At 35.0% G+C, this 20,699-nt stretch carries 14 protein-coding genes and 1 tRNA gene; 11 read left to right on the top strand and 4 right to left on the bottom strand.

All coding sequences use genetic code 11. The annotated features are described in order from the left end of the window. Positions 1–94: 94 nt before the first annotated feature. Together ACODR7_RS05570 and ccoN are read right to left on the bottom strand one after the other, a co-directional pair. Positions 95–982, bottom strand: a complete 888-nt coding sequence (locus ACODR7_RS05570) for a cbb3-type cytochrome c oxidase N-terminal domain-containing protein (RefSeq protein ID WP_076597750.1) — start codon at positions 980–982, stop codon at positions 95–97. 19 nt (positions 983–1,001) lie between these two features. Continuing rightward, positions 1,002–3,281, bottom strand: a complete 2,280-nt coding sequence (gene ccoN, locus ACODR7_RS05565; RefSeq protein ID WP_488837907.1) for a cytochrome-c oxidase, cbb3-type subunit I — start codon at positions 3,279–3,281, stop codon at positions 1,002–1,004. Between the two features lie 184 nt (positions 3,282–3,465). On the opposite strand from ccoN, the gene ACODR7_RS05560 reads away from it, so the two are divergent. The 6 genes from ACODR7_RS05560 to ACODR7_RS05535 all read left to right on the top strand — a co-directional run bounded on the left by ACODR7_RS05560 (position 3,466) and on the right by ACODR7_RS05535 (position 15,263). Further along, complete coding sequence (locus ACODR7_RS05560; protein ID WP_047435138.1) at positions 3,466–3,759, top strand: helix-turn-helix domain-containing protein; 294 nt, start codon at positions 3,466–3,468, stop codon at positions 3,757–3,759. A 278-nt stretch (positions 3,760–4,037) separates the two neighbouring features. After that, positions 4,038–5,456 carry an amino acid permease gene (locus ACODR7_RS05555; protein ID WP_488837906.1) on the top strand — a complete coding sequence of 473 codons (1,419 nt, stop codon included), beginning with the start codon at positions 4,038–4,040 and terminating at the stop codon, positions 5,454–5,456. Positions 5,457–5,725: 269 nt separating this feature from the next. Further along, the gene (locus tag ACODR7_RS05550; RefSeq protein WP_488837905.1) at positions 5,726–6,358 is read left to right on the top strand and encodes an HdeD family acid-resistance protein; all 633 of its coding nucleotides are present in this window, start codon (positions 5,726–5,728) and stop codon (positions 6,356–6,358) included. Positions 6,359–6,850: 492 nt separating this feature from the next. Further along, the gene (locus tag ACODR7_RS05545; protein WP_488837904.1) at positions 6,851–7,840 is read left to right on the top strand and encodes a hypothetical protein; all 990 of its coding nucleotides are present in this window, start codon (positions 6,851–6,853) and stop codon (positions 7,838–7,840) included. Between the two features lie 4 nt (positions 7,841–7,844). After that, complete coding sequence (locus ACODR7_RS05540) at positions 7,845–8,330, top strand: T9SS type A sorting domain-containing protein (RefSeq protein ID WP_488837903.1); 486 nt, start codon at positions 7,845–7,847, stop codon at positions 8,328–8,330. A gap of 114 nt (positions 8,331–8,444) precedes the next feature. After that, entirely contained in the window at positions 8,445–15,263 is a 6,819-nt protein-coding gene (locus tag ACODR7_RS05535; RefSeq protein ID WP_488837902.1) for an RHS repeat-associated core domain-containing protein, read from the top strand. A 660-nt stretch (positions 15,264–15,923) separates the two neighbouring features. Here the strand turns inward: ACODR7_RS05535 and ACODR7_RS05530 are convergent. Continuing rightward, positions 15,924–15,994 (bottom strand) — tRNA-Gln (locus tag ACODR7_RS05530). A gap of 100 nt (positions 15,995–16,094) precedes the next feature. Between ACODR7_RS05530 and ACODR7_RS05525 the strand changes: the two genes are divergently transcribed. The 5 genes from ACODR7_RS05525 to ACODR7_RS05505 all read left to right on the top strand — a co-directional run bounded on the left by ACODR7_RS05525 (position 16,095) and on the right by ACODR7_RS05505 (position 20,166). Beyond that, on the top strand, positions 16,095–17,123 hold the full coding sequence (locus tag ACODR7_RS05525) for an AMP-binding protein (protein ID WP_488837901.1): 1,029 nt from the start codon (positions 16,095–16,097) through the stop codon (positions 17,121–17,123). A gap of 40 nt (positions 17,124–17,163) precedes the next feature. Continuing rightward, entirely contained in the window at positions 17,164–17,556 is a 393-nt protein-coding gene (gene arfB, locus ACODR7_RS05520) for an alternative ribosome rescue aminoacyl-tRNA hydrolase ArfB (protein WP_488837900.1), read from the top strand. A 47-nt stretch (positions 17,557–17,603) separates the two neighbouring features. Next, positions 17,604–18,245 (top strand): DUF2715 domain-containing protein, encoded by a 642-nt coding sequence (locus tag ACODR7_RS05515; RefSeq protein WP_488837899.1) that lies wholly within the window; start codon positions 17,604–17,606, stop codon positions 18,243–18,245. A gap of 294 nt (positions 18,246–18,539) precedes the next feature. Continuing rightward, positions 18,540–18,920 carry a GreA/GreB family elongation factor gene (locus ACODR7_RS05510; RefSeq protein ID WP_488837898.1) on the top strand — a complete coding sequence of 127 codons (381 nt, stop codon included), beginning with the start codon at positions 18,540–18,542 and terminating at the stop codon, positions 18,918–18,920. Positions 18,921–19,191: 271 nt separating this feature from the next. After that, entirely contained in the window at positions 19,192–20,166 is a 975-nt protein-coding gene (locus tag ACODR7_RS05505) for a deoxyhypusine synthase family protein (protein WP_047097747.1), read from the top strand. Positions 20,167–20,488: 322 nt separating this feature from the next. On the opposite strand, the gene ACODR7_RS05500 is transcribed toward ACODR7_RS05505, so the two are convergent. After that, the gene (locus ACODR7_RS05500) at positions 20,489–20,635 is read right to left on the bottom strand and encodes a hypothetical protein (protein WP_488837897.1); all 147 of its coding nucleotides are present in this window, start codon (positions 20,633–20,635) and stop codon (positions 20,489–20,491) included. Positions 20,636–20,699: the final 64 nt, after the last annotated feature.

Raw genomic sequence — 20,699 nt, 5'->3', positions numbered from 1 at the left:
TTTTTAATGTTGAAAAGGTTAGTTAGCAAAAATGAAATTCAAATGTTAGTAGTTGTGAGGGGGCGTGGCATGGTTTAATATGATAGATAATAATTTAGTTGTTTCCGTTTTCCCATTTCACTTCTTCTCCCTGAGGAGCAGCACCACCTTGTGCCGTTGTAATAGGAGCGGTTTCCTGATTGATGTGATAAATATAAGCGGCGATTTTCTCTGCATCTCTTCCGGTAATGGTTCCTTCCTTAATGAAAGGTCTCATGGTAGGATTGTTTGGAGAGCCGTTTTCAAGCATCCAGAATACATTTTTAAATAAGCTTTTTTCTTTAATATTAATCCAGTGAGTATCAGTAAGATTGGGACCTATACCTCCTTTTCCTCCATCTCCGTGGCAGGTAACACAATTCGTTTTGAAAAGTTCCTGTCCTTCGGCAATGTTATCAGCGCTGTATTTTGCAGACTCCAGATTGATCTGTGGGGCCGTTTTCTCATACTCCGCAATGGATGCTAACATGGTTTTTGTTTCTTTGGTGTATTCTGCATCCGGATGGGCATAATCTGTAAAAGAAAAGGCAAACAGATAGACTGCACAGAAAATACATCCGAACCAGAACAGACCGATCCACCATTTCGGAAGAGAGTTGTCAAGCTCTGTAATTCCATCAAAGCCATGGTCGATAAGAATATCTTTTTCTTCTGTAGCAGTTTGTTTTTTGAAGGCAGAGTTCCATAATTTCTGGTAGTATGGAACTTTTTTTTCTTCCAGATATTTTTTTTTCTCTTCTTCGGATAATCTGTTGAAACTTTCATTTTCCACTAGATCTCCAATAGAGTTCATGATCAGCAATAGGATAGTGGCTATTAATATCAGCGCCCAGAAAAAAGGAGAAGAAAAATATCCTGAATCTCCGGCGAACATTTCAAAGGCCATGATCGTTAAACCTATCGTAGTTGCGATATATATTGAAATGGGGGTTCTCGTTTTCATTGCAGTTTAATTTTAAATGTTACTCTACGCTTGCAGTCTGTACCTGTGTTGTTTTAATGTCTGTACCTAATCTTTGCAGGTAAGCGATCATCGCTACAATTTCTCTTTGTTCAAGAGGGACATAGGCAGATCCTTTTGCTGTTTTTTCTTTGCCCATCTGATCTTTTACATCTGTTGCTTCAGAATAAATTCTCTGTACAATTGCTTTGGACTGGTTGTCTGCCCACTGGTTGGCAGAATCTATCTGAGCTTTTGTATAAGGAACATCGAAGGCATTTTTCATCAGTTTCATTTTATCCACCATTTGTGTTCTGTCCAGTTTATTGCTGATTAACCATGGGAAACGTGGCATAATAGAACCTGCAGAAGTAATTCTTGGGTTATACATGTGTTTGAAGTGCCATGAATCCGGGTTTCTTCCTCCTTCTCTGTGAAGATCCGGCCCTGTTCTTTTAGAACCCCATAAGAAAGGTCTGTCATAGATAAACTCTCCTGCTTTGGAGTACTGTCCGTTTTTCCCTTCAAATCTTACCACTTCATCACGGAAAGGTCTGATCATTTGTGAGTGACATGAGTTACATCCTTCACGGATATAAAGATCTCTACCTTCCAGCTCCAATGGCGTATATGGTTTTACTGCAGTAATTGTTGGAACACTTTGCTTCAGTGACAACGTAGGAACAATTTCCACCAATCCACCGATTGCTATAGTGATGAAAGCTAATACAGAAAGAAGAGTAGGTGTTCTTTCCAACCAAAGGTGTATGCCTTCGCCTTCTTTTCTTGAACTACCGATATTGGCTAACGCAGGAGCCTCTGCCGGAACTTCTTTCTGGAATGAACCAGCTTTAATAGTTTTAATAACATTTACAACCATTAGGATAGCTCCTGAAAGATAGAACAGTCCTCCTAAGAATCTCATTTTATAGTAAGGAATGACAGCTGTTACAGTATCCAGCCAGTTTTTCCACAATAATGTTCCGTCAGGATTGAATTGTTTCCACATTAAACCCTGTGTGAATCCTGAAATATACATGGGTACTGCATAGAAAATAATTCCTAATGTTCCCAGCCAGAAGTGCCAGTTGGCCAGTTTTTTAGACCAAAGGGATGTTCTCCACATAATCGGAACCAGGTAATAAACAATTCCGAATGCCATGAAACCATTCCATCCGAGCGCACCAATATGTACGTGCCCGATTACCCAGTCGGTATAATGACCAATTTTATTTAATGATTTTGTTGCTAATAAAGGTCCTTCGAATGTAGCCATACCATAACATGTAACAGCGACTACGAAAAACTTAAGAATAGGATTTTCTCTTACTTTATCCCATGCACCTCTTAAGGTAAGAAGACCATTCAGCATTCCTCCCCATGATGGGGCAATAAGCATGATAGAGAATCCTGTTCCTACTGCCTGCGCCCATGCCGGTAAAGCTGTATATTGCAGATGGTGAGGGCCGGCCCAAAGGTATACAAAGATCAGCGACCAGAAGTGAATAATGGATAGTTTGTATGAGAATACCGGTCGCTGAGCTGCTTTTGGCATAAAGTAATACATAAGACCCAATACAGGAGTTGTTAATACGAATGCTACCGCATTGTGTCCATACCACCATTGTACTAATGCATCTTTTACCCCTGCATATACAGAATAGGATTTCCAGCTTGTGAAAGATAACGGAACTTCAAGATTATTGAAGATGTGAAGCATAGCTACAGCAATCCAGGTTGCCAGATAGAACCAGATGGCTACATAAAGGTGTCTCACTCTTCTCTTAGCAATAGTTCCGAACATATTGATTCCGAAAATGATCCATGAGAATGCAATTAAGATATCGATTGGCCATTCATGTTCGGCGTATTCTTTAGAAGTATTGATTCCCATAAGGAATGTAATAACCACACTAATGATCATCAGCTGCCAAGACCAGAAATGAATCCATGAAAGGGTATCACTGTACATTCTGGTTTTAAGAAGCCTCTGCATACTGTAATAAGCACCGCAGAAAAAGGAGTTACATACAAAAGCAAAAATTACTGCACTGGTATGAAGCATTCTGATTCTTCCGAAGCCCATGGCGCCTTGAGTATTGATCAGTCCCTGAATATTACCCGAAGCTAAGCTTTTAATAGTTGTATCATCTGTACCGAATAAAAATTCAGGCAGTTCAGGATAAAAAAGCATCAATGCAGCTGTAAGCCCCAGCAGAAATCCTACAAGTCCGAATGCGATAGTCGCATAGAGGAATGCTCTGACAATATTATTGTCATAATTAAATTTTTGCGTCTCCATAAATTCCAATAGTGTTTACCGAAGTGATATTTTCTCTGAAAAAAGACGTATTTTTAAGCCTTTTCTCTATTGAAAATAAATATCATGTAACGTGTGTAATGTTTTGCCAAAGGTATTTATTAACTTTGTTAGAGGCTAATAGATAATCTTCTAAAATATACCGAAAACTACTAAAACGAAAACGATGAAAGTATGTGGACAAAATATCAGGAAAATACGTAGGAGCAGAGATCTTACGCAGGAATACATGGCTTTTGAAATGGGGATTTCCCAAAAGGCATATTCCGATATTGAGAATTCCAAGGTGAAGATCAACCTGGAAATACTGACTAAAATATCCGATATTTTAGACATCAAGCCATCTGATATCTGTAGTATTTCGCATAAGTGCGGAACTGATGGATATGAAGATAAATACCAAAACCTTTTGGAATACATGAAAAAAAATGATATTTCAATTCCGAAAGAATTTTTATAGACCTTAATTTCTTAGATAATTTATAAAAGAATGACCTCTTTCTATTTTTGAAAGAGGTCATTCTTTTGATATAGAAGGGGGTGAATTATTTAGTATTGATAGGATAAAATACAATCTTAACTACACTTATTAAGAATGTTTTTGTAATAGTATTTAAACTTTATTTATAATGAAGTAAAAAGAAAAGATGCAGATGAGTCTGAATTCTCAATTTACCCCATGCAATGTGAATTTCTCTGAAAAGTTTTTATATATTTAGCGACCGAATAATTCATTCAATGAGCAACGAAAATAAAACAGGACAAAACGAGACTTTAGTTAGAGGATTAACAAATCGACACATACAATTAATTGCCCTTGGAGGAGCCATAGGAACAGGGCTGTTTCTGGGAATTGGGCCAGCAGCAGTACTGGCAGGACCCTCTGTAATCTTAGGGTATGCTTTAGCAGGAATTATAGCCTTTTTTATTATGCGTCAGCTGGGTGAAATGGTAGTTCAGGAACCTGTTTCGGGAAGTTTTAGCTACTTTGCCTATAAATATTGGGGAAATTTCCCGGGATTTGCTTCCGGATGGAACTACTGGATTCTCTATATTCTGGTAAGTATGGCGGAACTTACTGCTATCGGACATTACATTCATTTTTGGTGGCCGGAAATACCACTCTGGGTCTCCAGCTTATTCTTCTTTGTGGTAATTAATGCGCTTAACCTGGCTTCTGTAAAAGTATACGGAGAAACAGAATTCTGGTTTTCCATCATCAAAGTAGTAGCTATTATTGCGATGATTATTTTCGGAGTCTATCTTTTAATAAGTGGAACAGGAGGAGAAAAAGCAACCATCACTAACCTTTGGAATGACGGGGGGTTCTTTCCCAAAGGATTATTTAATAAAACAGAAAACGGATATTCGGGATTATTTGCAGCAATGGCGATGATTATGTTCTCGTTCGGAGGGCTTGAACTTATCGGAATTACAGCGGCAGAAGCAAAGAACCCGGAAAAAACTATTCCACAGGCAACCAATCAGGTGATCTACAGAATCCTTATTTTTTATGTAGGTGCTTTGGTGATTTTATTTGCATTGAGTCCTTGGAGAGATATTACAGAAGGATCAAGCCCTTTTGTAATGGTATTCCAGAATCTGAACGGGCTTGAATTCAGTCTTTTTGGTAAAGTAATTCAGTTCAATACATTAATTGCGAATGTTCTTAACCTTATTGTTTTGACCGCCGCTTTGTCTGTTTACAACAGTAGTGTTTACAGTAACAGCAGAATGCTTTTCGGATTGGCTCAGCAGGGTAATGCTCCCAAATTCCTGAAAAAACTGAATAAAAACTCAGTTCCTACCAACGCAATCATTATTTCATCATGCTTTGCAGGGATCTGCATTATCATCAATAAACTGGTGCCGGAAAAAGCTTTTGAATACCTAATGGCTTTAGTGGTATCTACGTTGATTATCAACTGGCTGATGATATGCTACACCCATTTAAAGTTTAAAAAATCAATAAATGCAGAGGGAGTTCAATCCAAGTTTCCATCTATATTTTATCCTATATCCAACTATATCTGTATTGCATTTCTGGTTCTGATTTTAGGGCTTATGAGTATTACAGGAATGGAAATTCAGGTAATTCTTATTCCGATATGGATTGGCTTTTTGTTCGTGATGTATAAATTGTACAAACCAAAATAAAAATATAAAAAAGATCTATACATATTTTGGAAAGGTGAAAATCAAATGATTTTCACTTTTTTTGTTTCTGAGGATCTTTTGATGGGCTTTCTAAAAAAAGGAAGAGATAAAAATCATTGGATGAGCACTTCCAATTTTCGTATATTTTTTGTATATTGGTAAGAGGTTATATTTCAAATTCAGGTGAAAAAAAATATAATCTGGTTGCAATACCTGCGGAGAAGCCGAAAACCGTTACAAAAAAGTAGGCATTATCAAAAAAGACACCTATGGCCAATTTATTTCAAACCTTTACCAATACCGTAAAACATTGGTACATTCCATTAATCTTCGGAATTCTTTTCCTTATCTGTGGTTTTTATGTATTCAGTGTGCCTTTGGCAACATATGTTACACTCTCAATTTTTTTCAGTGTTTCCTTTTTATTTTCAGGAATAACAGAAATATTCTTTTCCTTACAAAACAGTAAATCGTTACAGGGCTGGGGCTGGTTTCTTGTAAGTGGATTATTAACAACAGCAATAGGAGTTTACCTAATTGCAAACCCTCAGATTTCCATGACGGTACTTCCGTTTGTAATCGGATTTACTTTGCTGTTTCGTTCCTTTCAATTACTGGGCTTTGCATTTGACCTGAAAAGCATGAGAATAATGAGTTGGGGAAATGTAGCTTTGGCGAGTGTGGGAGGCATAATATTTTCCCTGTTGCTGATATTCAATCCGGTATTCACAGGAATTTCACTGGTTACCCTTACAGGTGTTTCTTTCATCTTCATGGGAATAGCTTCCATTATGCTGGCTTTAGACTTAAGAAAAGTCAAAAAAATTCCGGGAAAAGTAAGTCAGGAATTAAGGGATAGAATCAAATCAATACAGGAAGAAATTGATGAGCTTAAAAAATAATAAAAATAATTGTTTCTAAATATAAAAGGCCTTTTTGAAGGTCTTTTTTTATTTATTATAATCAAACTACCGTTTCTATTTTCTTACATCCATTAGAATTTGTTGCGACAAGTTCTGTCGTTTAGTACCAATATCTTTGCATTAGTAAGTGATAAAACTCATGTTAAAGATTATTAATACAGTTTTAATATGTGTTAATAAATGTTAAATTTGTCTTTGAAAAAACTCAAATTATGAATAGAAAAATTAATTCCAATAGGACCTTTTTTCCTCACCTTAGAACCGTACTGTCTAAAAAGGATATTGACAATAAAAATATTTTAAAAAAAACAATTTCATGAAATGTATGAAACATAAAAATATGTTTTAGAATTTCGGAGGTTACTATCGTGAATTTAAAAGGCTCTTTTATCATCAATCTAAAATCAATAATAAAAATCTAAAAAAGATATAGTCTATCGGCTCAATTTAAAAAAATTAAACTTAAAAAATATGAAAACAAAATTATTGTCGATGGCCTTATTGGCTTCATCATTTGCCTTTTCACAGCAGGCTCAAACATTTTCTGAGGTAACTATACAAGGTTATTCACCTACATTATACTTAAAAAGAAGTATAAATGACGGTGGTTTTGTAAGAGGTATTCAAACACAGGCTCTTAACGGAGAAAATGGATGGTTTTTTGGAGATGTACATGGTAGCCAATGGGTGGTTTCTAAAGGAGACTATACAGGTCGAAAGCTCGTTATTAATGACAGTAACGGATACGTCGGAATTGGAACAGATTCTCCTTTAGCTAAACTTGATGTTACTGGAAATATCATAGCCGGAGCAGGAGATTCTGTATTAGGAACGAATGCTTTCTCAATACGATATGCTGATGGTTCCATGAACAATTGGGGAGCTTTGCGAAGTTCGAATTCAACTTATATGAGTTTCGGTGTAAAAGCAAATGATGTAAGTACAGGATGGTTATCTAGTACAGGATTACTAAATTTAGAAAAAAGTGCAATTACTTTAGATGAAACCGGATTTAGCTTTCTTGCTACTCCAAAGCAGCAAGTAGCATTAAATTCACCGGTTGTTATGAATCAAATAATGAAGATTTCCATTACAGGAAATGCATTATTACAGGGGAAATTTGAAGCAAAAGAAGTAAAAGTGACTTTAACTCCTACTGCTGATTTTGTCTTTGCCGAAAATTATGATCTCCCAAAATTAGAAGAAGTTGAAAAGCACATCAAAGAGAAAAAGCACCTTCCTGAAATAGCTTCTGCTAAAGTAATGGAAAAAGAAGGTGTAAATGTTGGTGAATTTCAAATAAAACTTTTACAGAAAATAGAAGAACTTACCCTTTACTCGATCGAACAAAACAAACAACTAAAAGCACTTCAGCAAGAAAATAAAATTTTAAAATCACAATCAGAAGAGATTAAAGAATTGAAAAAACAGGTTCAAATGCTTTTAAACATGAAAAAATAAAATAATGAAAAGAAAATTACTTTCGCTATTTTCTCTGTTAATAAGTTTTTTAGGTTTTTCACAAACTGAAGTTTACTTTAAATATGATGAAGCAGGAAACCAACGATACAGAGGTACCAATGCAGCAGGAAAAAAAGTTGAAGAAACTACTCTGAAAGAAAATAAATTACAGGAACAAGCAAGAACATCAGCTGTAGTCCAGCAAATATCTGCTATGGATGAAAAAACATTCTGGAAACAAATAAGACTCTATCCGGTTCCGGTAAATGATTATTTAACTATTGATTGGACTGAAGAATTAGATGGACTTATAGAATCTGTATCTCTCTACCAGCATAGTACCGTACATTGGAAATTTCAGCAACAGAATATTCCGGAACTAAACCGTCAGGTTAAAATCAATATGACCGGATACGACTGGGGAGTTTATATTCTGCGTTTCACTTTAAAAGATGGAAGAGTCTTTGGTAGAAACGTTACCAAAAGATAACCTTACAGGAAATTGTATAAAGATAAGAGTATGGGATTATGATTCTGTGCTCAGGATATTATTTCTAATTTATTAAACATCATTATAAACACTAAAATGAAATTTTTTTCATCAATGATACTGTCTGTATGTTCAGTATTGGGCTTCTCACAGACCATACTGTACCAGACAGAAACGGTATCCCGGACGGTTCAGGATCCACAAACAGTGGTAATGGCTCAGGGATTCCATGCTAAAGCAGGAGTTTCAAATTCCTTTGTGGCAAAAATTGGCCCTGGCACCGAAAATCCGGGAGGGGGTCCTGCTAATTCAAATGCGGGAGAAAGTAATCCAAGTGGAGCAACAGCACCAGATAGACAGAGTTTTCACGATACAAAAGGAAAAATGGAAGTCAATGGAGGTGGACAATTACAGTTTACTTTACCTATTGCCTTACCTCCAGGAATAAAAACAGTTGCTCCTCAGATCAACCTGGTTTACACAAGTGGTGCTGGTAATGGGATTGCCGGATACGGATGGAATTTAACGGGTATCACTTCGATTTCCAGAATGGGACGAAACATCGACAAGGACAAGGAAGCTAAAGAAATAATGATGGATTATTCCGATTATTATAACTTTAATGGGCAAAGATTGATCTTAAAATCTGGTGAATATGGAAAAGACGGTGCGGAATATGTCACTGAAAAATTTTCGAATCTTAAAATCAAATCTTTAGGTTCCAGAAATGGAATTCAGGGTCCAATGCTTTTTCATGTCACATTTGAAGATGGCTCTCAGGCATGGTATGGTGATACAGTATCAGATCCCGGAAATGCAAGTGCAGCGAGAACGACCATGGAGTATAACTTGGTAAAATGGATGGATGCCCAGGGTAATTATATTACTTATGAATATGAAAAAAATGCAGCTGTACCTACGCAGACTTCAAAATCAGGAGAAGTAACCAAAATTAAAACCGTTAAATGGGGGGGGAATGAAAAATTGAACAAATCTCATTTTAATGAAATTCAATTCAATTATAATCTGGACAGGACTGTAAGAGAACTTTCGTATCATCAGGGGTATTATTATAATCAGGATAAACTTCTGACTGAAATTATTGTTAGAGCAAATTCTTCGGTTTTTAAAAGCTATAAAATAGCGTATACCAATAATAATACGAGTTATCAGTTTGTTGATAGTATTACAGAAATTAATGCAAACGGTGAATCAGCAAATCCTATAAAATTTGATAGAAAACCTGATAATTCTACCATTAAAAGTTCTGAAATCTCTAATAACCTAAATTTAGATAGTAAAAATATTGCAGACTTTGATGGAGATGGATATTTAGATCTTTTAACTTATCAAACTTCGGCAGACGGTTATTATGAATGCTTGCAATATGATGATTATGGGCATTGTGAGAGGGAAGGAGATTATATACAGCCTACGGTAGCGGGAACTTATATTACCTACAACAACTTCTTTGGAGCAAAGAAGGTAAGGGTTTCTGATAGTAATTTAACAGGTGCTTTGGCAATCAATGCAACACTGGTTAATGATAAAATGAGACCTGTAAAATCCTTGTATACTCATAAAGCAGAATCTAATCAGATAAAGTTTGATAAGTATGTATTGGAAAACACACAGTATGTTCTTAATCAATCCAAAACAGTACCGTCCTCTTTATATGATAAAAAATATGATTCCCCTAGCGATAATCCTCAATCTGACCGTATAACGATCAGATCTTATGTAAGGGAGTTCAGAGACATAGACGCAAATGGAGACGGGCTTTCAGAGGTATTATTTTCAGTAGAAAATATTACTACAATTTATCCATACAATGGCCCGATTGATGATCCTGAAGTGATAGTGGGTGATCCTAATGTACCTATCCACAGACCTGTAGAATCATATAGTAGCTTTGATTATTATATTGTGAATCCAAACACATCACAAAACGATGCTTACTGGGTAGGATCTGGTCTAAGAGACCTTTTGAAAGAAGGAATAGCAATGGACTTTGATGGAGATGGAAAAGAGAATCTTGTTGAAGTACTGAAAGATTGGGTTAGCAGCAACTCTTTCGTAGTTAATGATGCTGGGAAATACGTAATGAAATCAAATTCTGTACTTTACAACGGAGAAAAGACAGGGATGGTTTTTGGTGACTTCAACGGAGACAGTAAAATGGATTTTATGGTTCCTCAAGGTACTGAAACTTCCAACTGGAAATTGTATATGAACCCGGGGCAAACTCTTCCTGCAGGAAGTAGTGCACCTACTTTCAGAGTGCAGGATCTTAATAACTTTTCATATTATACTAAAGAGGCTGTACTTGTTGATAAAACTTACAATAGAACAGTAGCTATCTCACATTTTGCTAAAGACTTGAATGGTGATGGTAAAAGTGATTTGATTCGTTTCGAATCACAACTTTTTCAAGCTCATAAATGTTGTAAGGATTTGGACTCAAGAAGAGGATTCAAGGTTCTTGAATCAGCAGGAGTTGATATTAATGGAAATATCAAATTTGAGACAAAATATGATGAAGATCCATGGAGTATGATTTCTCAGATTGGTGCTCATTGGATTCCAATGAATGTTTCACTTCGTATCAATAAAGAAGAGAATATCTTTTTTGTAAAAGTTGAAAATCATTTATTTCGTTATACGTACTATGATATAAAAAACAGAGAGAGAATCTATGCAATTAATCAGGGAGGAATAAAAACCGAAATTGTATATAATGAAATAGATGCCAATGATGCGACTACAGCTAAGTTTTATAAACCAACTACGATTCAGACTTATCCATATGTTCAGGTAGAGCATATGCCTCAAAGCTTTATTGTTACACAACTTAAAGAAGAAGGAAGAAAACAGGATTTCAAATACAGAGACCTGATTGTTAATCTTCATGGTAAAGGAGTTATGGGGTACAGGCAAGCTGCCCGTTCTACATGGTATGCAGATGGTTTTGAAAATACAAAAATATGGTCAGGAGCTGAAATAGATCCCTTAAATGAAGGAGTAACTCTTAAAGAATGGTCTATCAAAACCAATGATGAAAATAAGATATTTCCGGCAAATATTTCTGAAAATAATAGCGAACTTTTAAATTATAAATCTATAAATTATCAGAAAGATCAGCTTTTAAATGGACAGGTAATTACCAATACTGCAGGAGTAGATAAATCAAAGATTGTAACGGCTCTACTGCCAAAATCTACAATCACAAAAGACTTTTTAACCAATACCCTTACAACAGATAGTATTATTTACGGAGCTTATTATCTTCTTTCACAAACAATATCTAATGTTAATAATAATTATGCAATAAAAACATCCTCCTTTGATTATAATCATAATCCTTCAGCTTCTGGTTCTGATTATTTTATTGGACGATTAAAATCGCAGACCAATACAGTACAGGCGTATGGTGATGTGAAGTCTGCAAAAGTTGAATATTCCTATGATGGTAACTTAACTAAAACTGTGAAAACATGGAATAGAGACAATTCAGGTTATTTATTAGAAACTTATGATTATGATGGATTTGGGAATGTAACAAAAACAGTCACCAGTAATAGTGTAGATGCATTAACACAAACACAAATAGCTAAATATGACCCGAAAGGAAGATTTGTAGTACATAAGACAGATAATCTGGGACTTGAAACCAATATTGATTATAATGATTGGGGGCAAATAAAACTTCAGACCGATCCTTTAGGGAACACCCTTGAAAATATTTATGACGGTTGGGGTAAACTCTTAAAATCAAAAACAAATTTAGGAGGTACTACAACGTACCAGTACTTAAGAGACAATGATTCTAATATAACTTTGATTCAATACGATGCTGATGGAAATATTTCAAAAAAATATACTAATAAGATAGGTCAGGAATATAAGAAAGCAACCAAAAGCCTTGGACAAGGTAAATATGTTACAGTTTATTCTGTATATGATATATTAGGGCGAAAAATCCGCGAAAGTGAACCTTATTTTGAGCAGGCTTCTGAAGAAATACCAGGTGATCTCCAGTGGAATGTTAATACTTATAATGATACCGTTTTCCCTGCTAAAGTAACCACTACAGGATTGGCGAAAATTAGTACTCAAGGGCTTATTACCTCTTTTACAGGGAAAAAAATGGAATCTTCTGTTTCAGGTAATATTACCTCTGTAGTGGAAGTAAATGGCTATGGAAGAACTACAACCAAAACAACTGATGCATTAGGAAATGTAATTTCTACCTCGGATAAGGGCGGAAACATCTCTTTTTCATATAATGCTTCAGGTGAACAGGTGAAAGCGCAATATGCAGAGAATATTGTTACTACTAAATATGACAGTTGGGGACGAAAATCAGAGTTCAATGATCCGTCTAATGGGTTATATAAATATGAATATAACGGATTTGGGCAGCCAAAGAAAACAATCAGTCCTAAAGGAACAAAGGAGTTTGTTTACAATAATTTAGGTCAGCTGATCAGCCAGAAAGAAATCTCAACTGTAGATAATGGTAAGGCCACTGATAAAATCATTACCTATACTTATGATAATAAGGGAAGAGTAATTGCCAAAAACGGAACTTCAAAAGGAAAACCTTATAGCTCAAATATTTCTTTTGATCAGCAAGGCAGAGTACTATCGTCTTCAGAAAGCAGTAATGGTAAATATTTTATTCAGAAAGGAATTACCTATGATGATAAAGGAAGAGTTATTACTTATGAAAAAAGTCTTTACTCATCAGGTGTATTTACAAAAGTAAACATCGAAAATGTTTACAATGACTGGAATGGAACGTTATCCCAGATAAAAGATAAGAATTCCGGTAAAGTATTATGGGAAATAAAAGATATTAATGCAAGAGGACAGGTTCTTAGTTCCAAACTTGGAGCTGCTAATATTACTAATGCCTATGATGGTAACGGATTTCTAATGAGTGTTAATCATTCATCACAGGTTAAATCCGGGATTTTGGATCTGGGCTACAGTTTTGATGGAGTGAAGAATGAGCTGAAAAGCAGAAGAACTTCAGGAGACTTTAATATTTTAGAATCATTTAATTATGATGATAATAACAGGCTTGTAAGTTGGACAGATCCTGTTACAGGTAATATTCCTCCTAATAGAAACGTTTATGATGCTAAGGGAAGAATAATGCAAAATGATCAGGTGGGAACCATAAAATATGAAAACTCATCTAAGATCTATCAGCCTACAGGTATGACCCTGAATGCTGCAGGAACTCAAAACTATAATAACGATCTTATTCAAAGCATTACTTATAATGAGAATAACGACCCTGTCTTCATTGATGGTGAAAAAGGAGATGTGGCTTTCCAGTATGGATTGACAAGCATGAGGCAGAAAGTTACCTATGGTGGAAATTTTGATGCTGATAAAGAAGGGAAATTCACAAAGTTTTATAGTGAAGATGGAAGTTTTGAAATCATAAAGGATAATACCTCTGGTAAGGAGAAACATGTTCTTTATATAGGCGGATCTCCATATGAAAGTAATATTGTGTATTTAAAGAACTATGAAGAATCTGGAGGTTCATATAAATTCTTGCACAAGGATTATTTAGGCAGTATCTTAGCCATTAGCGATGAAGCAGGAAATAAACTGGAGCAAAGGCATTTTGATGCTTGGGGTAACTTTACTCATCTTCAGATTGGCAGTGGGCAAATTATTACAGATAAAAGTAGTATTAACAGTACTGCGCTATTAGTAGAAAGAGGATATACCAGTCATGAACATTTTGCAGAAGTAGGAATTATTCATATGAATGGAAGATTATATGATCCATTACTAAGAAGATTCTTAAATGCAGATGAAAATATTCAGGATCCTACAAATACTCAGAATTATAATAAATATGGGTATGTGATGAATAATCCGCTAATGTTTAGTGATCCAACGGGAGAAGAGCTAGTCACATTATTTTCAATTTCTATGGCTGCTATTGTTAAAGCTATTATTATTGGTGCTGCTGTAGGATTGGCTGCTTATACATTAAGCCTCGCAGTAACAGGTAATTTTGATCAGTGGAACTTATTGGGAGCCTTTAAAGCAACCTTTACAGGTGCTGTTTCAGGAGCTGTAACTTTTGGGATAGGAAGTTTGTTTACCGGTGCAGGAGGATGTATAACTACTGTATCACAGGTTCTTAAAGAATCTATTGGAAATGTAGGACTTGCCATGGTACAGGCAGGAACTCATGCTATTGCGCAAGGTATATTAAGCTCTGTACAAGGAGAATCATTCTTAAGCTCTGCAGCATCAGGTTTTTTTGGGAGCTTAGGTGCTTCTGCTTTTGGGATGGTTGCTAAAAGTGCTGTAGGAACTGTAATTTTTGGTTCGATTTCCGGAGGTGTTGGGGCAGAACTCACTGGAGGTAATTTTTGGCAAGGAGCTGTGATTGGAGGGGTTGTTGCAGGATTAAATCATGTAGCACATGCTTCATATGGTCCCGGTGATGGTCCTAATTCTAAGACTACTGTGAAAAAAATGACACAAGCTGAATTTAATGAATATGTGAAATCACAACAAGAAGAAATAGGGAAATATGCTGAATATATAAAACAGACAGGGGCGGTCATTGGTAGTGCACCAACAGATTTTGCCGGGCTAAAAGATTATGTTGTAGATATTTTTAAAGGAGATTTTTCAAAACTTGCAAAGCTTTTTTCTGTTAAAACATTTATAGGAACTCATATTTATTTGACAGGTGATGACTTATCAAAATATCTGGAGATGTTAGGAAATGTAAAATATAATTATGATAAATTACATGGAAATTCAGTAGGTAAAGGAGTCAATGAAGTCTCAACTCGAGTGAGTATACCTGTTCATGGTGGTTCGGGCATTACTATATATAAATTCTTTGATATTAAAACAAAAAAATATTTAGGAGGTGGTAGTTTTTAAAAAAATAATAGCAATAGTATATTTACTCACTTATGTAACGATGTTCATTTTGAAACTTTTTTTCAAAGATGATAATATGAGGATATATTTTAATAATCAATTTAATAATGTGCTTAAATTAAATATTGATTATCATGGATTTTATGTTATTTACATGTTTTTTAATCCTTTATTCGCAAGTTTATCTTTTTGGTTAAGTAAGAAATATGGAATATATATTATAATATTTATAAATATTTTGCTTTTAATTTTACAGTTTAATTATTATGTAAAAAACATATAAAAATTAGATAATCTGCTCAAAATAATTTTGAGCAGATTTTATTTACTAAATTTAATGATATTTATAAATTTGTTACATGTGAAAATCTATCTCAAAAAGAGATAGATTTTTTTTAAATATAATTTTCTTATAATACTTATTGCTTAAATACAAACAATAAGATCATGAATAATAAAGTTGAAGATGGAATTTCTATGCGATCTTTCCGATGGATTGATATGAAAAGATTATTGAAAACTAAATTGTGGAAAGAATATTTTAAAATAAAATTATTTTGGTTTCGTCTCCAACTTTTGCGCTTGATCCATAATAATTCTTACTATAAAATTTACTATGTAGAATAAAAACAAAAACCACCCTTAAAAAAGAGTGGTTTGTAGACTCACAGGGATTCGAACCCCAGATGACTGAACCAAAATCAGTAGTGTTACCGCTACACCATGAGTCTGTGTTTGTTTTAGTGGTGCAAATTTACAGCTTTTTTCTTTATATACAAGAGGTTTTTGAATTTTTTTTTAAATTTACTGTAGAATTTATTTACAGAAAACATGCTGATAGACTTCAATAATCTCAATATTAATCAATTATCATTCGGTACCGAATTTGAAAAAAAAGTGAAAACCTTTCTGGAGGAATGGTTTTCAGAAAATGCAGTAGTAAAGGTCCAGACTTCAGGCTCTACCGGAGTTCCGAAAATTTTTGAGATCGAAAAAAAGAAAATGGTTAACTCCGCAGTGATGACCTGTAATTTTTTAGGATTAAAACAAGGCGATACCGCATTACTCTGCCTGCCTGTAGAATACATTTCCGGGAAAATGATGGTTGTACGTTCCATAGAAAGAAAACTGAAGTTAAAAATTACTGATCCTTCTTTAAAGCCTCTTGAAAATCTGAATGAAGAAATAGATTTTTGTGCGATGACACCCCTTCAGGTGGAAAACTCTCTGGAAAAGCTTCATCTGATTAAAAACCTGATCATTGGTGGTGCTGCCGTCTCAGAAAGTCTGAAAAGTAAAATCCTGCAAATGAATCTTAGTCCTTCAAATCGTATTTTTGAAACCTATGGATTGTCTGAAACCCTTTCCCATATTGGCTTAAAGCAATTGATGCCGGAACAGGAAGAGTATTTCACCGTTTTTGAAAATGTAAAAATCTCTTTAGATGACAGAGGCTGTCTGAAGATTTTTGCTCCCAATGTAAATGCTGAAGAGTTGCAAACTAATGATTTAGTTGAAATCAGAAATGATAAACAGTTTAAATTCCTTGGCAGGATTGATAATGTAATTAACTCCGGAGGCGCAAAAATTTTTCCGGAAACCCTGGAAGCTCTGGTAAAAAAAGAACTCCCGAACGAAGCTGTATTTATGGGGTTGCCTGACGAAAGTTTAGGTCAGAAATTGATATTGATTATAGAAGGAGATGAATCTGATGAGGTGAAAAAGAAAGTTTCAGAAATATCATTTGAGAAAAATTTTCATAGACCTAAAGAAATTATTTTTGTGAGTGAAATCCCAAGAACTCCCAATGGAAAAATAAATAGATTAGAATTGTATAAAAATATAAACTCAAACCAATAGTCTCAGCTTTTGATTCTATTATTTTAAAATCTTAAAAACCATGAAAGACTTTTCAAAAGAACTCAGTTTCAAAACTTCCCGCAGCAGCGGTGCAGGAGGACAAAATGTCAATAAAGTGGAGACTGCAGTCACCGTACTTTGGAAAGTAGATGCATCAGAGTTTTTTAATGAAGACGAAAAAGTATTGATTCAGCTTAAACTGAAAAACAGGATCAATGCAGACGGTTTTTTATTCCTAACGGTTTCTGAAAGCAGAACCCAGCTCATGAATAAAAATAAAGCCATTGAAAAAATACTTGAAATGGTAAACAAAGCCCTCATTGTTCCCAAAAAAAGAACAGCAACCAAGCCTTCAAAAGGGCAGAAACAAAAAAGGCTGGATAACAAGAAAAAGCTTTCAGACAAAAAAGAAAACAGACGTTTCAGATTTTAATTAGTTTTTCCATAAAAAACTTTATTTTTGTCGGAAACTTTAAAACCATGATAAAAAAATTAATTGTAGTTGGAGTGTTCTCAATCTCCACTTTATCTTTCGCTCAGAAATTTTCTATCAGGCCTTCCGTAGGATATGCATGGAGAACAGCAAAAACAATTTCCGGCCTTAGCAGGGAAGAAGAACAATATGTAAAAGGTCTTAAAAACGGACTGAACTTTGATATTGCGGCCCATTATGAAGTGAAAAACGGTCTTGCGTTTGGACTGAAGTATTCTAATTATAGTGCGTCCAGTGACGGATTTTTACTTGGAAATGTCAACGGAATGCCTGTCTCTGTTCCTGTAACAACAAAAGATAATATTACATTTTTCGGGGTCTCCGGACTTATTTCAAATAACCATCTGTCTACCAGACATAAGGTATTTGCAGATATCGCACTGGGAGTACTATCTTATACTACAAAAACAGGATCTGTAAAAGGTACCGGAAGTACGTTCGGGGCAGAAGTTGATTTTGGATATCAATATCAGGTAAGCAAGAATTTTATGATAGGGCCAAAAGTAGGTTTAAGCGGCGGTACTCTGAATAAAATGAAGATTAACGGAGTAACCTATAAATTTGATAATGACCAAAAAGAAGGTTTGCACAGAGTTTCTTTAAGTGCAGCCGCTACATTTCGTTTTTAAGCCGTATCTTTGTTAGAATTAATAATAATTGATAATGACAGCAACCATCTTTTTATCCGCAGAACACCGCCGGTCAGGATTGCTGCTGTCTTTACTTTATCTTCACACAGATTCTTTTCTGAAAAGTTCTAAGGACTTCATTATTTAAGCCCTGTCAGGATCCAAGACAGGGAATCATCACGAATTTTATTTATCGCTTTTTGCAGTTTTCCAGAGAAGAAGGCTGTTATATGCCTGGATTCTACTTTGGATCATCAGGGAATAACTGCATTTAATTTTTTTAAAATGAAGAAAATGTCTAATCATATTATTGTAACCACCGGAATTTATGATGCTATAAAAGATACACTTAGAAGAAAAAAAGTGAGCATCGGAGAAGAAAAGAGATTAACTGAAGAGCTTAGAAAGGCAAAGCAAGTGTTGAGAAGAGATCTTCCTGCCGATATTGTAACGGTAGAAAGAAAAGTGACATTAAAAGACCATACCTTAGATTTTGAACACGAGTATATTTTTGTGGCATCTAACAAAGAAAAACTAAAAAAGAATAAGCATTCCATACTGTCGGATATTGCGCTTGCAGTAGTAGGGTATAAAGTAGGAGATATTATAAACTGGCCTTTCAAAGATGGAGAAAGGAAAATCGAGATCCTGAAAGTGGAAGCCTGGGAAGGATAAGTCTCTGTGAATATTATTAAGTTGAATTACAATGAAAGCGCGGCTTATTTGGGCTGCGCTTTTTTATTAATATAATTCATCTTAAAAAATAAATGGCACAATTTTTTTATATGTTAAAAGCTTTAAGGCACAATGTTTGGAAACTCTTTGCGTATCTGGCAAAACGGCTTTAGAATTTAACAAATGATAAAAAATACTCTTCTACCACACTTTCTTCAGGTGCTTTAGCTTCATTCCGTTTTTAAGTTTTATCTTTGCAAAAATTAAAAAAATGAGCAAACCGATAACTGAATTCATAGAAAAGTATTACCTGCACTTCAACGCAGCTGCATTGGTAGATGCTTCTAAAGGATATGTTGCACATCTTAAAGATGGCGGAAAAATGATGATTACTTTGGCAGGAGCAATGTCTACTGCTGAATTAGGGAAGATTCTTGCTGAAATGATCCGTCAGGGAAAAGTAGATTTTATCTCTTGTACAGGGGCTAACCTTGAAGAAGATTTAATGAACCTTGTAGCACACTCTCACTATGAAAGAGTTCCTCATTATAGAGATTTAACAGCTCAGGATGAGTGGGATCTTTTGGAAAGAGGCCTGAACAGAGTTACAGATACTTGTATCCCTGAAGAAGAAGCTTTCAGAAGATTACAAAAACATATCGTGGAGATCTGGAAAGATGCAGAAGCTAAAGGCGAAAGATACTTCCCTCACGAATTTATGTACAAAATGATCCTTTCAGGAGTATTGGAGCAGTATTATGAAATTCCTAGAGAAAACTCATGGATGATTGCCGCTGCAGAAGCCAACCTACCAATCGTAGTACCAGGATGGGAAGATTCTACAATGGGGAACATCTTCGCTTCTTACTGTATCAAAGGAGAGCTTAAAGCGACTACTATGAAATCAGGAATCGAATACATGACTTACCTTGCTGACTGGTATACTAAAAACTCAGGAGGAAAAGGAGTTGGATTCTTCCAGATTGGTGGAGGTATCGCAGGAGATTTCCCTATTTGTGTAGTTCCAATGCTATATCAGGATATGGAAATGCATGACATTCCTTTCTGGTCTTATTTCTGCCAGATTTCTGATTCTACAACATCTTACGGTTCATATTCAGGAGCGGTTCCAAATGAAAAAATCACCTGGGGTAAACTGGATATCACTACACCGAAGTTTATCGTTGAAAGTGATGCAACCATCTGTGCACCATTGATGTTCTCTTATATCTTGGAAAACGCTTAAGAATAAAAGTCTCACCAGAGATTACAATATCAGCGCTTCAATTCATTTGGAGCGCTTTTTATTTTAGGATTTGGAAATAGATTTGTTTTGAAAACCGAAACTATTTAAACCATTAAGAAAAATGAAGATGATAAGAATAATTAAGTTCCATCTTTGATGTAAAATAAAGGACAACGCTAAAAATAGCTTTAGTTATTCTCTAAATCTCTTAAAAACTAAAATGAACTTAACGGTTCAAATAAATAATGATCTACAATTGTGTTTTCATAATGTTCTGCACAAACATCTGTGAAAATCTGCGTTATCTGTGGGAAAATAAAAATTAATCCAATGAATTCACCAGCACAAAATAACGATACGCCAGAATTCCCTTTTCCATCTTAGTAAGATGATTGGGATCTTTACCACTCAATTTCGGGAGAGCTTTTTTATTAAGCGCATTCAGCCGTTTGAAAAATGATTTTTTCATATCTTTATCTTTTAATGAAACATCACCGAGCTTAATAGAGTTCAAAAATGATGCAAAAAAAAGA

The organism is Chryseobacterium sp. FG46 (assembly GCF_057809135.1).
This window is presented reverse-complemented; position numbering and strand designations above follow the sequence as displayed.